General features: G+C 65.8%; 17 protein-coding genes and 1 pseudogene. 7 read left to right on the forward strand and 11 right to left on the reverse strand.

Features of this window, described 5'->3' with window-relative positions; genetic code table 11:
- Positions 1–111: 111 nt before the first annotated feature.
- The gene (locus tag AO398_RS15950; protein WP_058193105.1) at positions 112–1,689 is read right to left on the reverse strand and encodes an MDR family MFS transporter; all 1,578 of its coding nucleotides are present in this window, start codon (positions 1,687–1,689) and stop codon (positions 112–114) included.
- Positions 1,686–2,771, reverse strand: a complete 1,086-nt coding sequence (locus AO398_RS15955; RefSeq protein WP_244498796.1) for an HlyD family secretion protein — start codon at positions 2,769–2,771, stop codon at positions 1,686–1,688. The genes AO398_RS15950 and AO398_RS15955 overlap by 4 nt, the downstream gene beginning before the upstream one ends.
- 207 nt (positions 2,772–2,978) lie before the next feature.
- Between AO398_RS15955 and AO398_RS15960 the strand changes: the two genes are divergently transcribed.
- A complete protein-coding gene (locus tag AO398_RS15960; protein ID WP_082643299.1) occupies positions 2,979–3,659 on the forward strand; it encodes a TetR/AcrR family transcriptional regulator in 681 nt (226 codons plus the stop codon).
- 270 nt (positions 3,660–3,929) lie between these two features.
- On the opposite strand, the gene AO398_RS15965 is transcribed toward AO398_RS15960, so the two are convergent.
- From AO398_RS15965 to modA, 3 genes are read right to left on the reverse strand one after another with little or no spacing between them, the layout of a single operon-like run.
- A complete protein-coding gene (locus AO398_RS15965) occupies positions 3,930–4,439 on the reverse strand; it encodes a hypothetical protein (protein WP_058193107.1) in 510 nt (169 codons plus the stop codon).
- 2 nt (positions 4,440–4,441) lie between these two features.
- On the reverse strand, positions 4,442–4,651 hold the full coding sequence (locus AO398_RS15970; protein ID WP_058193108.1) for a molybdopterin-binding protein: 210 nt from the start codon (positions 4,649–4,651) through the stop codon (positions 4,442–4,444).
- A 37-nt stretch (positions 4,652–4,688) separates the two neighbouring features.
- Positions 4,689–5,468 carry a molybdate ABC transporter substrate-binding protein gene (gene modA / locus AO398_RS15975; protein ID WP_058193109.1) on the reverse strand — a complete coding sequence of 260 codons (780 nt, stop codon included), beginning with the start codon at positions 5,466–5,468 and terminating at the stop codon, positions 4,689–4,691.
- Positions 5,469–5,613: 145 nt separating this feature from the next.
- Here modA and AO398_RS15980 point away from each other — a divergent pair, with 145 nt between their 5' ends.
- Positions 5,614–5,982 (forward strand): winged helix-turn-helix domain-containing protein, encoded by a 369-nt coding sequence (locus tag AO398_RS15980; protein WP_058193110.1) that lies wholly within the window; start codon positions 5,614–5,616, stop codon positions 5,980–5,982.
- Positions 5,983–6,228: 246 nt separating this feature from the next.
- On the opposite strand, the gene AO398_RS15985 is transcribed toward AO398_RS15980, so the two are convergent.
- Entirely contained in the window at positions 6,229–7,521 is a 1,293-nt protein-coding gene (locus AO398_RS15985) for a DUF2254 domain-containing protein (protein ID WP_058193124.1), read from the reverse strand.
- Between the two features lie 83 nt (positions 7,522–7,604).
- Here AO398_RS15985 and AO398_RS15990 point away from each other — a divergent pair.
- The 3 genes and pseudogenes from AO398_RS15990 to AO398_RS27560 all read left to right on the forward strand — a co-directional run bounded on the left by AO398_RS15990 (position 7,605) and on the right by AO398_RS27560 (position 12,311).
- Positions 7,605–8,859, forward strand: a pseudogene (locus AO398_RS15990) (sodium:proton antiporter).
- Between the two features lie 442 nt (positions 8,860–9,301).
- A complete protein-coding gene (locus tag AO398_RS27555) occupies positions 9,302–9,499 on the forward strand; it encodes a type II toxin-antitoxin system ParD family antitoxin (RefSeq protein ID WP_082643305.1) in 198 nt (65 codons plus the stop codon).
- Positions 9,500–9,506: 7 nt separating this feature from the next.
- Positions 9,507–12,311, forward strand: coding sequence for a GAF domain-containing protein (locus tag AO398_RS27560; protein ID WP_152997542.1), 2,805 nt, complete (start codon positions 9,507–9,509; stop codon positions 12,309–12,311).
- A gap of 349 nt (positions 12,312–12,660) precedes the next feature.
- On the opposite strand, the gene AO398_RS16000 is transcribed toward AO398_RS27560, so the two are convergent.
- The 3 genes from AO398_RS16000 to AO398_RS27570 form a co-directional block, all read right to left on the reverse strand.
- Positions 12,661–14,769, reverse strand: coding sequence for an ATP-binding protein (locus tag AO398_RS16000; protein WP_244498797.1), 2,109 nt, complete (start codon positions 14,767–14,769; stop codon positions 12,661–12,663).
- Positions 14,756–14,977 carry a type II toxin-antitoxin system ParD family antitoxin gene (locus AO398_RS27565; RefSeq protein ID WP_082643301.1) on the reverse strand — a complete coding sequence of 74 codons (222 nt, stop codon included), beginning with the start codon at positions 14,975–14,977 and terminating at the stop codon, positions 14,756–14,758. Before AO398_RS27565 ends, AO398_RS16000 begins: the two co-directional genes overlap by 14 nt.
- Before the next feature lie 312 nt (positions 14,978–15,289).
- On the reverse strand, positions 15,290–15,535 hold the full coding sequence (locus AO398_RS27570; RefSeq protein ID WP_348272364.1) for a DUF1289 domain-containing protein: 246 nt from the start codon (positions 15,533–15,535) through the stop codon (positions 15,290–15,292).
- A gap of 41 nt (positions 15,536–15,576) precedes the next feature.
- On the opposite strand from AO398_RS27570, the gene AO398_RS16005 reads away from it, so the two are divergent.
- Together AO398_RS16005 and AO398_RS16010 are read left to right on the forward strand one after the other, a co-directional pair.
- Positions 15,577–15,855, forward strand: a complete 279-nt coding sequence (locus AO398_RS16005; protein ID WP_058193111.1) for a metal/formaldehyde-sensitive transcriptional repressor — start codon at positions 15,577–15,579, stop codon at positions 15,853–15,855.
- Positions 15,856–15,870: 15 nt separating this feature from the next.
- A complete protein-coding gene (locus tag AO398_RS16010) occupies positions 15,871–16,995 on the forward strand; it encodes a nickel/cobalt efflux transporter (RefSeq protein WP_058193112.1) in 1,125 nt (374 codons plus the stop codon).
- Positions 16,996–17,305: 310 nt separating this feature from the next.
- On the opposite strand, the gene AO398_RS16015 is transcribed toward AO398_RS16010, so the two are convergent.
- Positions 17,306–17,680 (reverse strand): response regulator, encoded by a 375-nt coding sequence (locus AO398_RS16015; protein ID WP_280139132.1) that lies wholly within the window; start codon positions 17,678–17,680, stop codon positions 17,306–17,308.
- 10 nt (positions 17,681–17,690) lie between these two features.
- On the reverse strand, positions 17,691–20,195 hold the full coding sequence (locus AO398_RS16020; RefSeq protein ID WP_058193113.1) for a GAF domain-containing protein: 2,505 nt from the start codon (positions 20,193–20,195) through the stop codon (positions 17,691–17,693).
- Positions 20,196–20,411 lie beyond the last annotated feature (216 nt).

The following is a 20,411-nucleotide window of genomic DNA, read 5'->3' on the forward strand; positions in this document are numbered from 1 at the left end:
TCGTAGAGAAGGTTGCGGCCGGCCTACGCAAGAGGGGGTTTAATGCGGAGACCGGCCGTCCATCATGCGGTCGACGACGAGCGGACCGCAAGATCTATTTGAGCCGTGGGGTCAGTGGGCCTCGATGGGGCCCGTCGTCCGCTGCGGCTTCTTCAGGATGGCGACCACGGCGAGGCTCAGCACGAGGCTGACGCCGACGAGGTAGAAGCCATCGGCATAGGCCATGACGTAGGCCTCGCGGCGGACCTGGGCCGCCAGCATGCCGAGGGCGGCTCCCTTAGCGGCGGCCTGGTCGGCGATGTGCCCGTGCAGGCCGGCAGCCAGGGCGGCGATCCGATCCTGGGTGCGCGTGGCGTTCACGGTGATCGCCTCGGCCAGCACCGCGAAGTGCATGTGCTCGCGCCGGTCGATCATCGTCGACAGCATCGCGATGCCAATCGAGCCGCCGAGGTTGCGCATCATGTTCGACAGGGCCGAAGCGTCGGCGGTGTCGCGTGGGCTCAGGCCGACGGTGGAGAGCTGCGAGAGCGGGATCGTGAACAGCGGCTGGCCGATGGCGCGCAGGAGCTGCGGCAGGATCAGCTGATCGGCCCCAACGTCGTGGGTCAAGCCAACGTTGATCCAGCAACTCGCGATGAAGAATAGCGTGCCCGCGACGACGAGCAGCCTCGCGTCGAGGGTCCGCATCAGCAGGGGCATCATCGGGAATAGGACGAGCTGCGGCAGGCCCGACCACATCACCACGTAGCCGATCTGCTGGGCGTTGTAGCCCTGGATCTGCGCGCAGTAGACTGGGATGATGTAGATCGATCCAAACGAGACCGCGCCAAGCACCGTCATCAGCACGCAGGCCCCGCCGACCGAGCGGTTTGCCAGCACTCGCAGGTTGATGAATGGGCGCTCGGCCATCAGCTCTCGCACGATGAAGCCGGTGATGCCGGCGGCGGCCAGGAGGCTGACCTGGACGATGACGGGGGACCCGAACCAGTCCTTCCGCTGACCCTCCTCCAGCACGTAGGTCAGGGCCGGCAGGCCGGTGGCCATCAGGCCGATGCCGATCCAGTCGCCCTTCAGGAGCTCAGCCCAGCGTGCCGGGACGTTGTCGAAGGCCCCGAGCTGGATCCCGGCGGCGAGCGGACCGAAGATCAGGTTTAGGTAGAAGATGTAGTGCCAGGACAGGTTGTCGGTGAGCCAGCCGCCCACCGTCGGGCCGATAGCTGGCGCGAAGGTCGCGGTTAGCCCGAACAACGCGATGCCGATCGGCTGCTGGCTCTTCGACAGGCGGGTGCGCACGATGACGATGGCGGTCGGGATCAGCACGCCGCCGGTGAAGCCCTGGCCGGCGCGAAACAGGATCATCTGCGAGAGCGAGGTCGAGAGCGCGCAGGCGAGCGAGAAGGCGGTGAACAGCATCGTGTTCACGGACAGATAGCGGCGCAGGCCGATCACCGACGAGAGCCAGCCGGTGAGCGGGATCACGATGATCTCGGCCATCAGGTAGGCGGTCGATATCCAGCTGCCTTCCTCGGTCGAGGCGCCGAGCGCCCCCTGAATGTCGGCGAGCGATGCGTTGGTGATCTGAATGTCGAGGATGGCGGTGAACGCGCCGAGGATCGCGCCAAACACCGCGAGCCAGTCGCGTGCGCTCGCCTTGACCTCGGGCCTGCCCGCGGCCGGCACGACGCTCATTGGGGGAGAGCCTCGCTGACGAGGGCTTGGGCGGGTCGATGACTGCGGGGCTTCACCGGCTCGACGGCGTCATGGATATGAACGGTGGCTTCGACCGAGAGACCCGGGCGCAGGCGGCCAAGCATCGGATCGGCCTCGTCGAGGGCGACCCGCACGGGCACGCGCTGCACAACCTTGGTGAAGTTGCCGGTGGCGTTCTCGGGCGGCAGCAGGGCGAACTGCGCGCCGGTGCCGGGTGAGAAACTCTCGATCCGCCCCTCGAACTCGTGGTCGCCCAGCGCGTCGACGGTGAAGGTCGCGCGCTGGCCCTCCAGCATCTGCCCGGTCTGGGTCTCCTTGAAATTCGCTACGAGGTAGATGTCGCGACCCATCGGCACCACGGTTAGCAGGCCGGTACCGGCCGATACGAACTGGCCGACGCGCAGCGAGCGGTCGCCGACCGTGCCGTCGATGGGCGCGACGATGGTTGTGTAGCTGAGGTTGAGCTGGGCCTGCTCCACTTTTGCCTGCGCGGCCTCAAGACTCGCGCGGGCACTGCCCTCCAGTGCCCTCAGGCTGTCGACCTGCTTCTTGGCCGCCTCAAGGGAGGCGACGGACTTGTCGTGCGCCGCTCGCTTCTGGCGCAGGTCGGAGTCCGCCTGCTGCTGGCGCTGTGCCGTGCCCGAGCCGGTCTGCAGCAGGTTCTGGTAGCGGGTATATTCCTTGCCGGCGAAGTCGAGCGCCGCATCGGTGTTCTCGACCTCCGCCTTAGCCGAGGCGACCTGCGCCTGCTGCTGCAGGATGGCGGCGGCGGTCCCCAGCAGCTGGGCACGGCTCTTCCCGACCTCGGCCTCGGCTTGCTTGAGCATCACCCGGTACTCGCGGTCGTCGAGGCGCGCGATCACGTCGCCGGCCTTCACCGGCTGGTTGTCCCCGACCAGCACCTCGGCGACGTGGCCAGCGATGCGCGGTGCGACCGTCACCTTGTCGGCCTGTAGGTAGGCGTCCTCGGTGGTCTCCAGGAAACGGCCGACGGTCCACCAGTGCCAGCCGTAGGTCCCGCCCCCACCCAGGGCGGCAAGGAGTAGGACCGGGACGATCACGCGCGCCTTTCGACGCTTTGGCGCCGGCCCGGCGGTCCGGCCCCCCGGGGAGGCCAGCGCGGGACCGCCAGCAGCGATTGTGGTAGCGGTCGAGGTTCCGGTCTGGGGAAGGTCGCTGGGTCGAGCGTCCATGATGGTGGCCAACATCAATACGATACGGTAAGGTATCGATATATGACGGCATGAGGCATGACAAGGAGCACGACGATGGCAGCGACCGCCGAGCCCGAGTCGACGGCGAAGCGTGGTACAGGCGGTCGACCGACGCGCGAGGAAGCCGCTCGGCGCGAGGCACGCATCGTGGAGGTCGCCACCCGGCTGTTCATTGAGCGCGGCTTCGACGGCACCTCCATCGACGCGGTGGCGGAAGCCGCCGGCGTCAGCAAGCCGACTCTCTATTCCCGGTATCAGGACAAGCGTGCCCTGTTCGAAGCGGTCTTGCAGGATCGGATCCGCGAATGGCTCGCGCCCCTCTCGGCGGCGGCCGAGATGCAGGCGCTTCGAGCGACGCCGAAGGATGCCGCGACGGTGCTAGACGAGTTGAGCCGCAACCTCTTAGTCCGCGCCCAAGCTCCCGAGACCACGGCCTTGACCCGCTGCATCACCGCGCAGGCCCTGCAGTTCCCGGATCTTGCGCGGCTCGCCTACGAGGAGGGTTGGCTCCGCGGTGTCAGGACGGTCGGTCGCCTCCTCGGAGCCATGGCCGAGCAGGGACAAATTACGATCGACGACCCGGAGATCGCTGCCGACCTGTTCCTGAACCTCGTGATGGGACGCAGTTCGAAGCAGGCGCTGTACGGCATCGAGGTGGATGTGGAGGTCCAGGAGAAGCGCCGACGCGCGGCCGTCGCCCTCTTCCTCGCCGGCGTGCGTCCCAATCCTGCTTGAAGAGCGAGACCGTTATCTTGTTTTAAGCGGTGGATCGCCGTGCTGCCCCATCGAACCGCCCGCAACCGGCCATTCCCGGCTTTTGCACAAAGTCGGGACCGGGCACGTGGACAACGACCGCTTCTATTCATTGCCGAGCCAAAACGGACAGGCGGCTATCCACCCAACCCAGTTGCGGGGACCTCCGTCAGCGCCGCCCGAAAGCGGTCGTTAGTCGGTCAGCCGGCGGCTTCGGCTAAGGGTATCAAGCTGCTGTCTAAGGGCATTCGGCTACTCTGCTTTGAGGAGGCCGAGCTTGATCTGTGGGCGCGCTGCACGGCTGATCTCGATCGTCGCCGGGCCGGCATTGAGAGCGAAACGCACGCTCTTGCGCACATCGGGGCAGCCCACCTTGCCGCTGTGAGCCGTAGGCTTCAGGGTCGAGCGGCCGTCTTGGCTGACGTCGATCCAGGCCTCATCCGAGAGTGTCACCTGATAGGTGCCCGCAGCAGGCACCGTGGCAGTCACGAAGCCTGAGAACGTATCAGGCTTTGCCGGTCTCTCGGACGGGACGGGTAGCGCAATCTCCGAAGCAGGCTTCAGGGTCAGCTGCGCCGCGCCAGCCTCGCTCGGCAGAGCCGAACCGGACGCCAGAGCGGACAGTTTCGGCGCCGCGAAGGCGGTCTGCTCCCGCGCTATCGACCATGCGAAGCTCGCACAGGCCGGGGCGTCCGCGGCCTTGGCCGAACTGATCGAGATGGCTGCCAAACCGACAGCGAGGATGGCGCGGGAGATGATCATCGTCAGTCGACCGCAATCATGACGTCGGAGGCCTTCACCACCGCGTAGGCCTGACCACCAACCACAAGCTTCAGGCTGTCGACCGCCTCGTTGGTGATGGAGGAGGTGACCACCTGGCCAGGGCTGATCTCGATCTTGACGTGCGCTGTGGTGGCGCCCTTGTCGACCGACATAACCGTACCCTTGATGACGTTGCGTGCGCTGATCTTCACGAGGTTCGCCTTCCTGCTAAGCCCGCTACGGGGCCGGTCACTGCTTGCCGCCGTCGATGACGCTGAAGCCCTGGGCCTCGAAGAAGGGCTTGGCCGCCGTACTCTGGAGGTAGTCCAGAAAGCGCTGCGCACCCTCGCCCTTCGCATCCGTGGTGACGGCGAACGGGTACATGACCGGCGGGTGACTGTCCGCAGGGAACACGCCCACGACCTTCACACCAGGATCGGAGCGAGCGTCGCTCTCGTAGACGACACCGAGCGGGACCTCGCCGCGTGAGACCAGCAACAGTGCGGCCCGAACGTTATCGCTCGGTGCGAGGCGGGGCTGGACCGCACCCCAGAGGCCGAGCTTCTCGAAGGCGACCTTGGCGTACTTGCCGATCGGCACCGAGTTGACCTCGCCGGTGGCGAGCCGACCGTCCGAGCCCAGCGCCTTTACGAACGCCTCCGGGGTGAAGGCGACTGCGCTTTCCTTAGCGTCACGTGGTGCGATCAGGACAAGGCGGTTGCCGAGCAAGTTCACCCGGGTGTTCGAACGGATGAGGTTCTTTTTGGCGAGGTAGTCCATCCATTCGATGTCGGCCGAGGCGAACAGGTCGGCGGGCGCACCGGCCTCGATCTGCCGGGCAAGAGCGGAGGATGCCGCGTAGCTCGCTCTGATCGCGATCCCAGATTGCGCCGTGAATGCCTTGCCGGCATCGTCGAGGGCATTCTTGAGACTGGCTGCCCCGAACACGGTCGCGGTATCAGCAGCCTGCGCTACACCGGCGGCGAGAAACAGGGCGGCAGCGATGCTGGTACGGATCAGGCTGCGCATGCTCGAAGCGGTCCTCAACGACGAATGTGTCGGAAGCGCTATATCAACTCGTGCATACCGCTGGAAGCCACTGATCGGATTGCACCTGCAAGTGCTGGATCAGTCGGCGCGTCAGTCTGTGACATGAGGCGAGAGAGAAAGCCCGATGGCAAGCCTGAGCATCCGCATCGACGTTGGACCCGGCAACCGCATCGGTCCGGGCAAGGTGCAACTCCTGGAGATGATCGCCGAGCACGGATCTATCTCCGCGGCTGGGCGAGCGCTGGGGATGTCCTACCGACGGGCGTGGACACTGATCGAAGCGATGAACACCGGCTTCGGGCAGCCGGTGGTCGAGGCGCAAATCGGCGGCAAGGCGGGTGGTGGTGCACGTCTGTCGACCCTTGGGGTCGATCTCGTCGCGCATTACCGTGCCATCGAGCGTGCGGCTGATCGAGCTGCCGCACCTTTCCTGGACCGGATCGTCATCCCTGGCCGAAACAAGGACGTCGATCCGCCCACCACTTCACACTAGTCGAACCCGAATTTTATAAGCGCCTGCTGTATTTGAATGAGCATAGCGATTGCCGAGACCTCGATGGATGGGAGTGGAGACGACGTCCGCTTCCATGCATTGTCGCCCCAGAGCAGACTGACAGAAATCCACCCCGAGCGGCCCTTCCGGTAGCGACCCAACCCAGCCACTGAGAGGCCCCCGCCGACATCCCCCAAAGCAGACACGCTGCGGCAATCTTCTGCACATCCCCGACAAGGGGGCGTACTAGGTGCCGACTAGGTCGGCGCCGCCGAACCGACTGTAGCGGTCCTCCAGGTCGGCGAGGTCGGACGGATCCGCCACGTCGCGGCGGGCCGCGGCAATGATGAGACTGGCATGCCGGTAAAGCTCCGCCGTCCGGTCGGGCCGCCTCTCGACCTCGGCGACGCGGGCAAGGACGTCGAGCATCCGACCGAGCACGTGGACCGAGCCGGCTGCGTTCTGCCGGATCATGTGGAACATGGCATCACACAGCCCGTCGTAGTCCGTTACTGGATGGACGAGCACGGCGTGGCCATCCCGGAGCGTCACCCCGGTCGGCAGATGCCGCGGCGCGATCCGGCATAAGGCGTCGCCGAGATGGTCCACCACACTGCCGGCGGTGAACGGGTCGTTGATGCCGGGCGAAAGAGCCCGGACCGCGATCTCGACCAACTGCCGCACCGAGTATTCTGGGTCCTGGAGCGCGGCAGGGCGGTGGCCGAGCGTCACCGCGTCGAGGATGGCGGCCTCGGCCCCCTCAACCGGCGCGGACAATAACGCGATGGGGATGCCGCTCGGTACGTAGTCGCCGGACCGCACCCGCAGGGTGACCGCTATCCCGTGCCCGTGGGCCCAGTCCGCCAAGGCGTCCTCGTCTATGGCTTGCACGTAGCCGCCCCCGGTCGCAGCCGCGGCCCGTCCAACCGGCGCGCCGTCGGGACAGGCGGCCCCGGGTTCGTCCCGGGTATGGGCCGCGATGGCCCGGCAGAGGTCCTGCTGGACGGCGTCGACCACGGTCTCGATGTTGATGCTGGTGGCGATGTGGTGGACGAACCAGACCAGCGTGCCGACCGCGACCAGCGCTAGGACCAGGGCGCCGGTGATGGCGAGGTGCGGGACGAACGGGTCCTCCTCCACCGTCCGCACCGTGCGCAAGACCATCAGCGCGTAGGCGAAGGTGCCAAGGAAGATGCCGAGCACCGTCTGATTGCGGCCGTCGCGGATGAAGTTGCGCAGGAGCCGGGGGCCCATCTGGCCGGAGGCCAGGGTCAGGGCGGCGATGGTGATTGAGAAGGTTGTGCCCGCGACCCCAATGTTCGAGGAGGCGATGGCGCTGAGCAGCGCCCGCGCGCCCTCGGCCCCGCCGGAATAGCCCCAGTTCGTGTCCAGCGAGGAGGGGTCGAAGCCGGCGACGTGGGCTGTTTCCAGCCAGACCCCGAACTGGGCCAGCAGGATGCAGCCGAGGACGACGAGGGCCGGCCGAAGCCAGAACATGTCGCCGAGGATCTCAAGCCAGGCTTTGACGCGTACTTTCATCGTTGCGGACTGCCCCCTTCCGAGCCCGGCAACGACCAGCACGATGGGGCGTTCCGGATGACCGCAGGCGGGAAGGACGGCCATTGATCTCTATCTTCGACCTCGCAGCCATGCTGCTGACGTTGTCGGCGTTGTTCGGCTGGCTGAACCGGCGCTTCCTGCGCATGCCACACAGCATCGGCCTGCTCGTGATGGGGCTACTCGCCTCGCTCGCGCTGGTGCTCGTCGACGTCGCCTTCCCGGCGCAGCATCTCTATCAGGACCTGATGGGCGTCCTTGACCAAGTCGATTTCACCGGCGTGGTCATGAACGGCATGCTGGCGTTCCTACTGTTCGCCGGCGCAATGAACCTCGACCTCCGGGCGCTTCGGGAGCGGTCCGTGGCGGTGGCGACCCTCGCGTTGCTCGGGACGGTCATCTCCACCGCCCTGGTCGGCGGGGCGTTCTGGGCGGCGGGACAGGCGCTAGGCACCCCGCTGCCGCTGGGCTGGGCTCTCGTGTTCGGCGCGCTGATCAGCCCGACCGATCCTGTCGCAGTGCTGGCTACCCTGAAGAACGTCGAGGTGCCGGAAGCCCTTGAAGTCGAGATGCAGGGCGAGGCGCTGTTCAACGACGGCGTCGGCATCGTGTTGTTCACGGTGCTCGTCGCCTTCGCCTCCGGCAAGGGCGGTGAGGCGACGAGCACGGGCGGGATTGCGACGCTCCTCCTCCACGAGGCCGGGGGAGGCATGCTGCTTGGCGTCGTCACCGGCTACGTCGCCTACCGGGCGATGAAGGCTATCGACGACTTCCCCGTGGAGGTGCTGATCACCCTGGCCCTCGTGACAGGGACCTACGCCATCGCGCAGAAGCTCGGGGCGAGCGGCCCCCTCGCGGTGGTGGCTGCCGGGCTTCTCATCGGCGAGCGCGCCCCGCGCTACGCGATGAGCGATAACACCCAGAAGTACGTCTCGACCCTATGGGACGCTCGTCGATGAGGTGCTGAACTCGGTCTTGTTCCTTCTGATCGGCCTGGAAGTGCTCGTCCTGCGTTTCCAGGTCTCCGGGCTGGCCCTGGCAGCCTGCGCAGTGCCCATTGTGCTCGTCGCTCGCCTCGTGGCGGTCACGACGCCTGTCCTCTTGTTCCGCTGGGGAGGCAACCTCTCGCTTGGCAACGTGCCGTTCCTGACCTGGGCGGGCGTGCGCGGCGGCATCTCGGTGGCGCTGGCCCTTTCGATCCCGGAGAGCGAGGCCAAGCCCGCGATCCTGGCGGCGACCTACGCCGTGGTGTTGTTCACCATCATCGTGCAGGGGTCGACCCTCGGCCTCGTAGCGCGGCAGACCCTTCGAGCGAGCTAACCGTCACTGAACTTCACTGAGCCAATGCGAACTGACAGTGACGGACGAAATTACGAGAGGTCTGTTGGGAAGTGTAAGCGGCTGGCAACAACGTCCGCTTGGATGCATTGCGAGCCGAAAAGCGGACCTACAGAATTCCGCCCCGAGCAGCCATCTCGCTCCCGACCCAACCTAGCTGCCCAGACCGCTGGCGGCGCTGCTCCAGAGCGGCAATTGATGAGCCCTCCAGCAACTTCGGCTCGGGGTGGGAAGCGGACCTCAGGTGCGCCGTCATCAGCAGACCTCGGCAGGAGGCAGAGGTTCATTCTCGATGACGTGAAACCCCACCAACTGGCTATCGAAGCGCCGGTGAGGACGACTGAACTCATCCCGCTAGCGTCCAAGCGCCACACAGAGGTTGTCAACCTTTGACATGCCAGCGTGGCTTGTTAGGTGCATGCTCATGTCGACCACACCGACCCGTAACTTCTCTCTGACGCCAGAACTCGATGGCTTCATCCGCGATCTCGTGGCCTCAGGTCGTTACAGCAATGCCAGCGAGGCGGTCCGCGCGGGTCTGCGCCTGCTGATCGAGCATGAGCAGATGATGAAGCGCGGGCGCAGCAGACAAGTGTCGACACCCGCCCAGCCTCGCCCCTGAGGCATCGGTGACCGCTTCTCCGCATCCGCTCACGCCAAGGGCGCTACCCTCGTTCCCCGCCGCCGGTGGAGATGTCGCTGCGGCGATCCGGGCACACGATTGGTCGCCGTTTCCGCTCGGATCGCCGCACGCTTGGCCCACCGCCCTGCGCCTCGCCATCGAGCTGATCCTCGCTTCTCCCGAAAGCATGTTCCTGGCATGGGGGCCGGAGCTGCTGTTCTTCCATAACGACACATACAGCCCGATCCTCGGCCCACGTCGCGCTCACGCCCTCGGCGTACCGATCGCCGACCTCTGGCCTGACGTCTGGGACCAAGTCCGACCCATTGCCGAGAGCGCGCTGGCGGGGGAAGCCAGTCGGTTCGACGACCTGCCCCTGACCATGGCGCGCTATGGCTACACGGAGCAGACGTGGTGGTCGTTCTCCTACTCGCCGTTGCGGGACGAGAGCGGGGCCGTCGTCGGGTTGTTCTGCGTCACCAACGAGACCACGCGGCAGGTTCTGGAGAACCGGCGGCAGGCGTTCAACTCGGTGCTCGACGATGCTCTGCGCGGCCTAAGCGATCCCGTCGAAGTTCAGGCAGCGGCCTGCTCGACACTGGGCACGCATCTCGGTGTCGGCTGTGTCGGCTATGCCGAAGCGATCGACGAGACCGGTGAGCGCACGTACATCCAACGGGACTGGACCGCCCCCGGCTTCGTAAGCGCGGCGGGGCTTCACGTGCTCGACGAGTACGGGGCAGCCGTCAGCGCTCATCTGCGGGCTGGCCGCACGGTCCGCATTGACGATACGGCTACCGATCCAGCCGCCGGTCCGGATACGGCATCGGCCTATGCTGCCATCGGAACGCGAGCGTTTCTGAACACGCCTCTGGTCAAAGAGGGTCGGCTCGTCGCCCTGCTCTATGCGCTCAGCGGCACAGTGCGCCGCTGGACCGACGATGAGGTCCGGCTCATCGAGGAGGTGGCCGAACGGACCTGGGCAGCGGTCGAGCGGGCGCGCTCCGAGGTGGCGTTGCGCGAGGAGCGGCGGACGCTGGAGACCCTTAACCGGGTCGGGACGGTCTTGGCCGCCGAACTCAACCTCGAACGTGTGGTCCAGATGGTCACCGACGCAGGGGTCGAGCTGACTGGGGCACAGTTCGGGGCGTTCTTCTACAACGTGCTCGATCCGAAGGGGGAGAGCTACATGCTCTACACCCTCTCAGGCGTCGACCGCTCCGAGTTCGACAAGTTCCCGATGCCGCGCAACACTTCCGTCTTCGCCCCGACCTTCGGCGGTGAGGGCGTGCTGCGTTCAGACGACATCCTGACCGATCATCGCTACGGCAAGAACGCGCCGCATCGTGGCATGCCCAAGGGGCATCTACCCGTGCGCAGCTACCTCGCGGTGCCGGTCGTCTCACGCTCCGGGGAGGTACTGGGCGGCCTGTTCTTCGGGCACCCTGAGACAGCGCGGTTCCAGTCCCGGCACGAGCACCTCATGACGGCCGTTGCGGCACAGGCGGCCATCGCCATCGACAACGCGCGGCTGTTCAAGGCCGCACAGCACGACCTGGAAGAGCGTCGTGTAGCCGAGGCGCGCTTGCGGGACCTCAACGACACCCTCGAACAGCGTATCGCGACGGCCATGGTCGAGCGAGCGGCCGTCGAGGAGGCCCTACGCCAGTCGCAGAAGCTGGAGGCGATCGGCCAGCTCACCGGCGGCGTCGCCCACGACTTCAACAACCTGCTGACGGTCATTAAGTCGTCGACCGACCTGCTCAAGCGACCGGATTTGCCCGAGGCGCGCCGCCTCCGCTACGTGGCCGCGATCTCGGACACCACTGACCGCGCCGCCAAGCTCACGGGCCAGTTGCTCGCCTTCGCCCGGCGCCAGGCCCTCAAGCCGGAGGTCTTCGACGTCGGCAAAAGCGTCGCCGCCATCGGCGACATGCTCGGCACCCTGACTGGTTCTCGCATCCGGGTGGCGACGCAATTGCCGGCGGAGGCCGTCTACGTCGACGCCGACCCGAGCCAGTTCGATACCGCAATCGTCAACATGGCGATCAACGCCCGTGATGCGATGGCCGGTGAGGGCGTGCTGGCCATCGTAGTCGAAGCAGTGTCGGGCATCCCGGCCCTGCGGGCCCACGCACCCGTGCCGGGAGACTTCGTGTCCGTATCTATCACGGACACGGGTTCGGGGATCGCCGCCACTGACGTCGACCGGATCTTCGAGCCATTCTTCACGACGAAGGCCCTTGGACAGGGGACGGGCCTCGGCCTCAGCCAAGTGTTTGGCTTCGCCAAGCAGTCCGGGGGCGAGGTCACGGTGACGAGTGTGGTCGGGCAAGGCACGACCTTCACGCTGTACCTCCCTCGCGCCGGACAGGATCAGCGACCGATGGCGTCCGAGCCTGAGCCGGCGGCGCTCGTTGAGGGCCACGGTACGCGTGTGCTGGTCGTCGAGGACAACGTAGAGGTCGGCAGCTTCGCGACCCAGTCGCTGGCCGAACTAGGCTACCGGACGGTCTGGGCGGCCAACGCCGATGAGGCGCTAGCCGAGTTGTCCAAGGAGGCGGCCAGGTTCGATGTGGTGTTCTCGGACGTGATGATGCCCGGCATGAACGGGATCGAACTCGGGCAAGAGATCCGGAAGCTGTACCACGACCTGCCGGTGGTGCTGACCTCGGGCTATAGCCACGTCTTGGCTCAGAACGGCACCTACGGGTTCGAGCTGCTGCATAAGCCGTATTCGGTCGAGCAGCTTTCACGCGTGCTGCGCAAGGTCGCGACGTGGCAGAGGCGTAAGCGCATTCTCGCTGGCTGATCGCTTTCCGTCAGCTCGCAATCGACCCGGTACGCCCGCGCGTCTCGGCCATACATGCAATCCTGGATACCGGCGGAGACAAACGATCAGTTCACGGGCCGGGTCGTACTTAAACCCAGTGCCCCACGCCCAGGTGCTGCCACGAAGCGGGCGTTCCGAATGTCTCAAAAGGGTCGGTAGAAGCCTGTCCGCTTTTCCGACCGATTTTCTCCGAAGCGGACAGGCAGCTTCCGGCCAGCTGCGGCTGTCCTAAATGGTTCTTCGGGCGTCTGCGTAGGGTGGTCAGCGGAAGTTCGACAATCGTTCAACGAATGTCCGGAACACGGACACAGCAGACGATTACGGGGCTCTACACGTTCATGATGCGCTTGCGGCGTTGCCACGCCGCGACCTTGCTCAGAAGACGCGACAGGTTCTCGATCGAGTAGGGTTTGTGCAGGAGCTCGAACCCGTAGGTGCCGTTCTGCGCGAGCACGTGGCTGTAGCCCGAGGCCAGCAGGACCGGCAGATCAGGGTGCTGACGGCGGATCTCGTGGGCGAGGTCGATCCCGGTCATGCCCGGCATCACCACGTCCGTGAACACCACGTCGAAGCGGTCGGCATCCTGTTGTAACTCGACCAGCGCCTCCTCGGCGTTCGTTGCTAGCACGGTCACGTAACCAAGGTCCCGCAGGCTCTGAACCGCGAAGGTGCCCACCTCCGCATTGTCCTCCACCACGAGCACGCAGATGCCGTGACCGTCCATCGGGACCTCGGGTTCGAAGGCGACCGTTACCTGTCCCATCGTCTCGACGCTCGGCAGGTACAGGGTGAACGTAGTGCCTTTGCCAACCACACTCGCGACCGCGATCTCGCCACCGGATTGCTTGGCGAAGCCGAACACCTGCGACAGGCCAAGCCCTGTGCCCTGTCCCACGCCCTTGGTCGTAAAGAACGGCTCGAAGATGTGGTCCAGGCGTTCCTCAGGGATGCCGGAGCCGGTGTCGATGATGGACACGGCGATGAACGCCCCAACCACCGCCGCGTGCGCTCGGACGGCTGGCATCTGATCGACGGCCTCGACCCGGATCGTCAGTTGCCCTGCGCCGTTCATCGAGTCGCGTGCATTCACGACCATGTTTACCAGCGCGGTGTCGAACTGGCTGTGGTCGGCATTTATGAAGCGGGGATCGGCCGGAAGCTGCGTAATGATGCGGATACGTGAGCCGGTGAGCGTGCCCATCATGTCGCTGATCGCCCGCACGCTCTCGGCAGCGTCGAACACCTCGGGCTTGAGGGCCTGCCGCCGGGCAAAGGCGAGAAGTTGACCTGTGAGCTTGGCAGCGCGGTCAACCGTATCGGAAATTGCCGCGACGTAACGAAGACGGCGCTCCTCGGCGAGATCGAGGCGCTTGAGCAGGTCGGTGGACGACTTAATGACCGTCAGCAGGTTGTTGAAGTCGTGGGCGACGCCGCCGGTGAGCTGGCCGATGGCTTCAAGTTTCTGTGACTGACGTAGGGCTTCCTCCGCCAGCATGAGTTCCTTGGTGCGCTCGGCCACCCGTTGTTCGAGGGTCTCGTTGAGTTCGCGCAACGCAACCGTCGCGCGGTTCTGTACGGTGACATCATAACCGCCAGCGAAGATGCCGGTGACCACGCCGTCATCGTTGCGGATCGGCTGGTACAGAAGATCGATGAAGCGGTCTTCGTCCTCGCTGCCGAGGCGGATCGGGATACCACTGGCTAAGAACGGCTCGCCCGTCGCGTAGACTCCATCAAGCAACTCGAAGAAGCCCTGTCCCACGAGGTCTGGGAACACGTCTCGCACCTCGCGACCGAGGAAGCTGCGCGGACCCGCTATCGTCACGTAGGCTTCATTGACGTACTCGTAGACGTGGGTGGGACCATTCAGGATCGCGACGAAGCCGGGCATCTGCCTGAAGACTTGCCGCTGCCGCTCGTCCCGCTCGCGCAGCCTTCGCTCGGCGTTAACTTGCGACGTAACATCCATGGCGTTGACGAACACGCCTGCGACCGCGCCGCCCTCGCCGCGCACGGGTGCAAAGCTGTAGAACCAGTAGGTCTCCTCCATGCGCCCATGGCGCCTCATCAGCAGCCGTTGCCGGTCTGTTGCGTACCCTTGCCCGGTCTCGATGACACGTTCGAGCTGGGGTTCGAGCACGGGCCAGATCTCGGACCAGACCTCGCGAAGCGGTTGGCCTAGCGCCTGCGGATGGCGCTCGGCGAGAGCGGGAGCGTAGGCGTCGTTGTAGATTAGGACGAACTCAGAGCCCCAGTAGAGGGCACTGACGATCGACGAGTTTAGGCAGACTGACAGGGTGGAGCGCAGGGACTGCGGCCACGATGACGGTTCGCCAAGTGGTGTAGCCGCCCAGTCGTGGACGCGGATGCGCGCACCCATCTCACCACCCTCGCTGAGGAAGTCGAGGCTACCCGACATCGGATCAGGCACGGTCATGAGGAGGAGGAGTCCGCTGCGCCATCGCTTGCCGGGAGGTCGGGGCCTTACCCAACTCGGCTCGCTCAAACTCGCGTAGGGCAGCCCGCACGACCTCGCTGACGCTGCTGTAGCGGCCAGTGGCTACACACCCTTGCAGGAACGCCCGCAGTTCCGGGGGCACGGAGATGGTGATGGTTTCGCGCACAGCCATGCTTGGCCCTAGCATCGCCTTACAGTGTCTTACAGTTACATATGTTTGATCCGGTTGCGGTCTTTATGCCGTCCGCTTCATCGCAGGAGCGGACGTTGGACAGTGCCTACGCCAGTGTCTGAGTAGGGTCGTGAGTGGGCGCGGTGGTGATGTCCGCCCTTATGCATGGCCGCCCGAAAGCGGAATGGCGGTAATCCACCCGGAACGGTCATTCCGGAAGCGACCCAACTTGGCCGCCCGGCTCACCAGGGAGGCATCCCGCAAGCCGTCATCCGTCGGCCATCCGGCAACTTCGGCTCGGGGTGGATGTCGGTCATTTGCCGCCTATCAGTGAGGCGACTGCTTCGCGGGTAAGAACCTGCATTGCTCGACCCGACGCGGTAACTCACGCAGCAGGGCGGAGCGCCGATAGGGTGAGAGCTTCCGCCACGCCTTGATCTCCGGGACGGTCCGACCGCAGCCCACGCACCAACCCGTACGCCCGTCCCACCGACACACCCCAATGCAGGGGTCATCTTTCTTCATGATACGAGGCCCCTCCGCCCCCAAGGCGATACCCACACTCGACATCATATAGGGTACCCCCCTATATGACCTAACTGGAAGGACCGTCGATGTCCCACACCGTCAAGGACAAGACCAAGCTGCTGGCGCGCGTGCGCCGGATCAAAGGACAGGCCGAAGCCGTCGAGCGAGCCCTGGAGGCCGAGATCGGCTGCACGGACGTGCTGATGCTGGTCGCCTCGATGCGTGGAGCCATCAACGGCCTGACCGCCGAGCTGATGGAGGATCACATCCGCCATCACGTCGTGAACCCAGCCACCGAGACCGATCCTGACCGCGCTCGGGGCGCGACCGAGCTGATCGAGGTGGTTCGTACCTACCTCAAATAACGAGGGGTCTGCCCCATGACGCCGTTGACCGAGCTGCTTCAGCAGGGGACCGCACACGCCTGGCTGTTCGTCCCGTCCGCGATCCTGTTGGGGGCACTACACGGCCTCGAACCCGGTCACTCGAAGACGATGATGGCGGCGTTCATCATCGCGGTGCGAGGCACGGTCACGCAGGCGGTGCTACTGGGGCTGGCGGCGACCCTCTCACACACGGCAGTGGTGTGGGTGATCGCGCTGGGCGGCCAGTACCTCGGACAGCAGTGGGGCGGCGAGACCAGCGAGCCGTACTTCCAGCTCGCTTCCGCCGTCATCATCGTCGGCATTGCGCTTTGGATGCTCTGGCGGACGTGGCGCGAGCAGCACGCCGAGCGTCAACATCACCACCACGATGAGGCGCAGCTCGTGACCGCCCGCGATGGCGTGTTCAAGCTGGAAGTGTTCGAGGACGGCGTGCCACCCCGTTGGCGTCTGGGCCGGGTCAAGGGCGTGCTGCCCCCACCGCAGCGCGTCAGCCTTGAGACCATTCGACCAGATGGCGTCCGTGAAACCTACTCCTTCGCGAACGGGGGCGACTTCTTGGAGAGCATGGAGGAGATCCCGGAGCCGCATGCCTTCACGGCGAGGCTGGACCTGGTTGGGTCGGCCGGCACGGAGATCCACGAAGTCGCGTTCGAGGAACACGACCACGATCACGACCACATGAACCTGGGCGAAGAAGACGATGCCCATGCGCGAGCCCATGCCGACGACATCCGGCGGCGGTTCGCGGGCAGGCAGGTGACGACGGGACAGATCGTGGCGTTCGGCCTGACGGGCGGTCTGGTCCCCTGTCCGGCGGCGATTACGGTGCTGCTGCTCTGCATCCAGCTCAAGCAGCTCAGCCTAGGGTTCGTGCTGGTGGTGTGCTTCAGCATCGGGCTGGCGATCACCATGGTGTCGGCCGGCGTGATCGCGGCGTTGAGCGTCAAGCACATCGCCAGCCGCTGGTCCGGGTTCAGCAGCTTCGCGCGGCAGGCACCCTATGCCTCGGCGGCGCTGATCGTACTGGTTGGCCTCTACACCGGCTGGCTCGGCTACCAGGGTATCCAACACGGCCCGGTTGAACATGCGACCGAGGCACCCGCTGTACAACGCTCCTGATTTTGCGAATGGCGGCTTATGCGTCGAGAACGGGCGGAACACCGATGTCCGCTTCGATACCTGCGCCGCTCGGAAGCGGACAGGCAGGAAACCACCCGTTGCGGACGTTTGGGGCGGGTACCAAGCGTCAGATTCCCACCATTAGACCGGAGCGCGCAGACCTATTGTCAGATCTATCAGCTTTGTCAGGGTGGGGTACGACGGCTGGAAAGAGCAGGCATGTTGGGATGTCTGGTCCGAAATGCGCCTGACAATAGAAGCGATAGCGACAGAAGGGTCGGTCACCCCACGTCGGCGTCGTACCCTAGTCTTACGCCGCCAATTCGAGAAGAGCCGCCGTCACCTCGTCGCGACGGTACGGCTTCTCGAAGAAGCGGCCGCGCACGGGAAAGTCGTGCGCGCCTGGACGAACCTTGCCAGACGTCATGACGATCTCGACCGGGGGCCAGCGATCGCGGATCGCGCGGGCGAGCTTCAGGCCGTCCATGCCGACCCCGAGATCGATATCGGAGAAGACGATGCGGATGTCGGGGCGAGCTTCCAGCAGCCGCACCGCGTCGTCCGCACTGGAGGCCTCCACGGCCTCGAAACCGGCATCCTCGACGAGATCAAGGGCCATCATGCGCATGATCGGCTCATCCTCGATCACGAGCACGACGGGTCGTGTCGTCTCTTCAAAAGCCACGGCGCTGTCCTCAACCCTGCTGCAGCTGGACGAGCGGCGCGCGCATCGTCGCCCCGAAACCTGAGGAGGGGTAACGGAGCGCGACGCCGCCGGATCCCGCCAATCCCATCTGGATCAGCCGCGAGCCGAATCCGCCGCGCCTGGGTTGCACCGGCGCAACAGGTGCGGGACCGCCGCGCTCGGTCCAATCGAGTACGAGCTCTCGGGTGTCGCCTTCATCGTCGATGCGCCACGTCATCACGACATGCCCCTCTGGGACGGACAGCGCCCCGTATTTGGCGGCGTTCGTCGCGAGCTCATGCAGCAGCAGCGAGAGCGAGAGTGTCGCCCTCGGGCCCAGATCGATCGCAGGTCCCTCAAGGGTGACGCGATCGCCATGTCCTGCGGCGCTTAAGACCGCTTGGGCGACGTCCCGGAGCGGAGCCGCAGTCCACGTCCGGTGGAGCAACACGTTGTGGGCGGTCGAGAGCGCATGGATGCGGCGCTCGAAAGCCTCGACCGGGGCGCGATCGGGCACGTTCCTCAACGTCTGCATGGCGATCGACAGCACCATCGCCAGCATGTTCTTCAGGCGGTGGGAGATCTCCTCATTGAGAATGCGCTGGTCTTCCTCGGCGCGCACCCGTGCGACGCCGGCCTCCAGGCGCTCGGCGACGTTGCGCAAAAAGCCCAGCGTTTCCTCCGACCATCGGTGAGGCTTGTCGTCGTGGACGATGAACACGGCGACCGAACGGCCACGGTCGCGGACCGGCATATTGACGATCGCGCCGATGCCGATGTCGAGCAGCGGCTGAGGATCGTGACGGGTGCGCGGATCCGTTCGCACGTCCTCGATGACGAGCGCCTCGCCGCGACGGAGGTCCTCGCGGATGTTGCCGTAATCGGCGAACCGGTGCCGGCCGGCGATGCTGACGGTCCCGGGGGCCGTCCAGTCCTTCTCGATGTTGACACATTCCATCGCCGCGTCGACGCGTCCAAAGCCGGTGCGCGTCACCCCGAGGGTGGTGCCGACGATCTCGGATGCAGCAAGGATCATCTCGGGGATCGCTGTGAGGTCGCGCAAGCGATCGCCGAGTGTGAGCAGAGCCACGCGTCGGGCGTCGGCCTGAACCCGGTCCGTCATCTCGAGGAACGTGACGGCAAACCGATCCGCACCGACGGCGAAGGCCCGACCCTCGTACCAGCGGTCGAGCGTTTCGACGCGGCGCAGGAACTCCCGCGGTTCACCGGTCTCCACCACCTGCGCGAAGTCGGCGACCCAATCGTCCTCGACACCGGGCAGGACCTCGCGGATCGTGCGTCCGATGACGCTGTTGCTCTTGACGCCGACGAGTTCCCCCCATGCGTGGTTCACCTCGACATAGCGCCAGTCGATGATCCGTCCGGCGTGGCGGACGACCTCGCCGACGAGGAAGCCTTCGCTCAGGCGCTCGAACAGGCTGCGCCAGTAGGCCCCCGTTTCGGCGAGTGCCTCCTCGCCGTCGAGGCGCTCGTGGACGGCCGCCATCAGGCGGGCGAGCGTCTCGAAGAAGGATAGCGTTTCGCGGTCGAAGGCTGGCATCCGTGTGGAGACGAAGGCGATGACGGCCTGCAATTCACCCCGGCTGACTACGGGAAAACCGGCATACGCAGTGAGCCCGTGACTGCGGGCGGTCTCCCATCGTGGATCAACCCCGGCCTGGAGATCTTCGAGGATCAACGGCTGGCGGGTCTCGGCGACGAGGCCACAGATCGGCGTTCCAAACGGCAGGCGCTTCAGATCCTCACGTGCCTCCGGGGCGACGTTGACCGCATGGGTCAAGCGCAGGTGTCGACGGTCGGGCGTCACATCGTAGAGGCAGGCGCGGTCGAACCCGAGCGCCTCAGCTCCGTCGCGCAGGATTGGTTCGAGGACGGCCGCGGGATTGTCTGCGGTGAGGAGGGCCGACGAGGCGGCAGCGACGACGTCGAGGCGCTGGGCTCGCCGCAACGCCCCCGCCTGGAACGCGACGATCTGATCGCGCTCGCTCACCGCGCGCCGCATCTGCAACTGGGTGCCGACCTGGGCCGCCAACGCACGCAAGTCGTCCTGCTGCTCCGGTGTCAGCCCCTGAGGGCGCGGGACCGTATCGATGACGCACAGCGAGCCGAGCACCTGTCCCTCTGGCGTGCGCAGCGGCGCGCCGGCGTAGAAGCGGATGAATGGCTCACCCGTCACCAGGGGGTTTGCGGAGGTGCGCAGGTCGCGGGTGAGGTCGGGTATGATCAGCAGGTCGGGCTCGGCGAGAGCGAACTTGCAGACCGAACTGTCAAGATCGGTCTCGCAGGCGGGGAAATTGACCCGCGCCTTGAACCATTGTCGGTCGGCGGCGACGAAGCTGACGAGGCCGACAGGGGTCTGGCAGAGCCGGGTCGCCAAACGCACGATGTCGTCATAGGCGGCCTCGGGAGGGGTATCGAGAATGCCGGTGGCATTCAGCGCCGCGAGGCGGAGGTCGGCGGCGATGCGGAGATCGAACGTCGTGTGCGTGTTCACGCCGGGACCTCCTCCGGCGCGAGCAAGGGGGCGGGCGCACTTTCGGGTTCCAGGGCGACGAGGGTCCCAGACGGGCTGAACCGTGCCCCCAGAGCCTGAAAGTGCGGTGCGTTCAGAACCGCTCCGAGGCGGCGGGGCATCGTCGGCTCGGTTGGCGGCCGGGTGCAAAGGCGCAGAGTGTCATCCAAGGGCGGCGAGGCGTTCGGTGGCATAGGC

The organism is Methylobacterium sp. GXS13, assembly GCF_001455965.1.
In the GTDB taxonomy this organism is placed as follows: Bacteria; Pseudomonadota; Alphaproteobacteria; order Rhizobiales; family Beijerinckiaceae; genus Methylobacterium.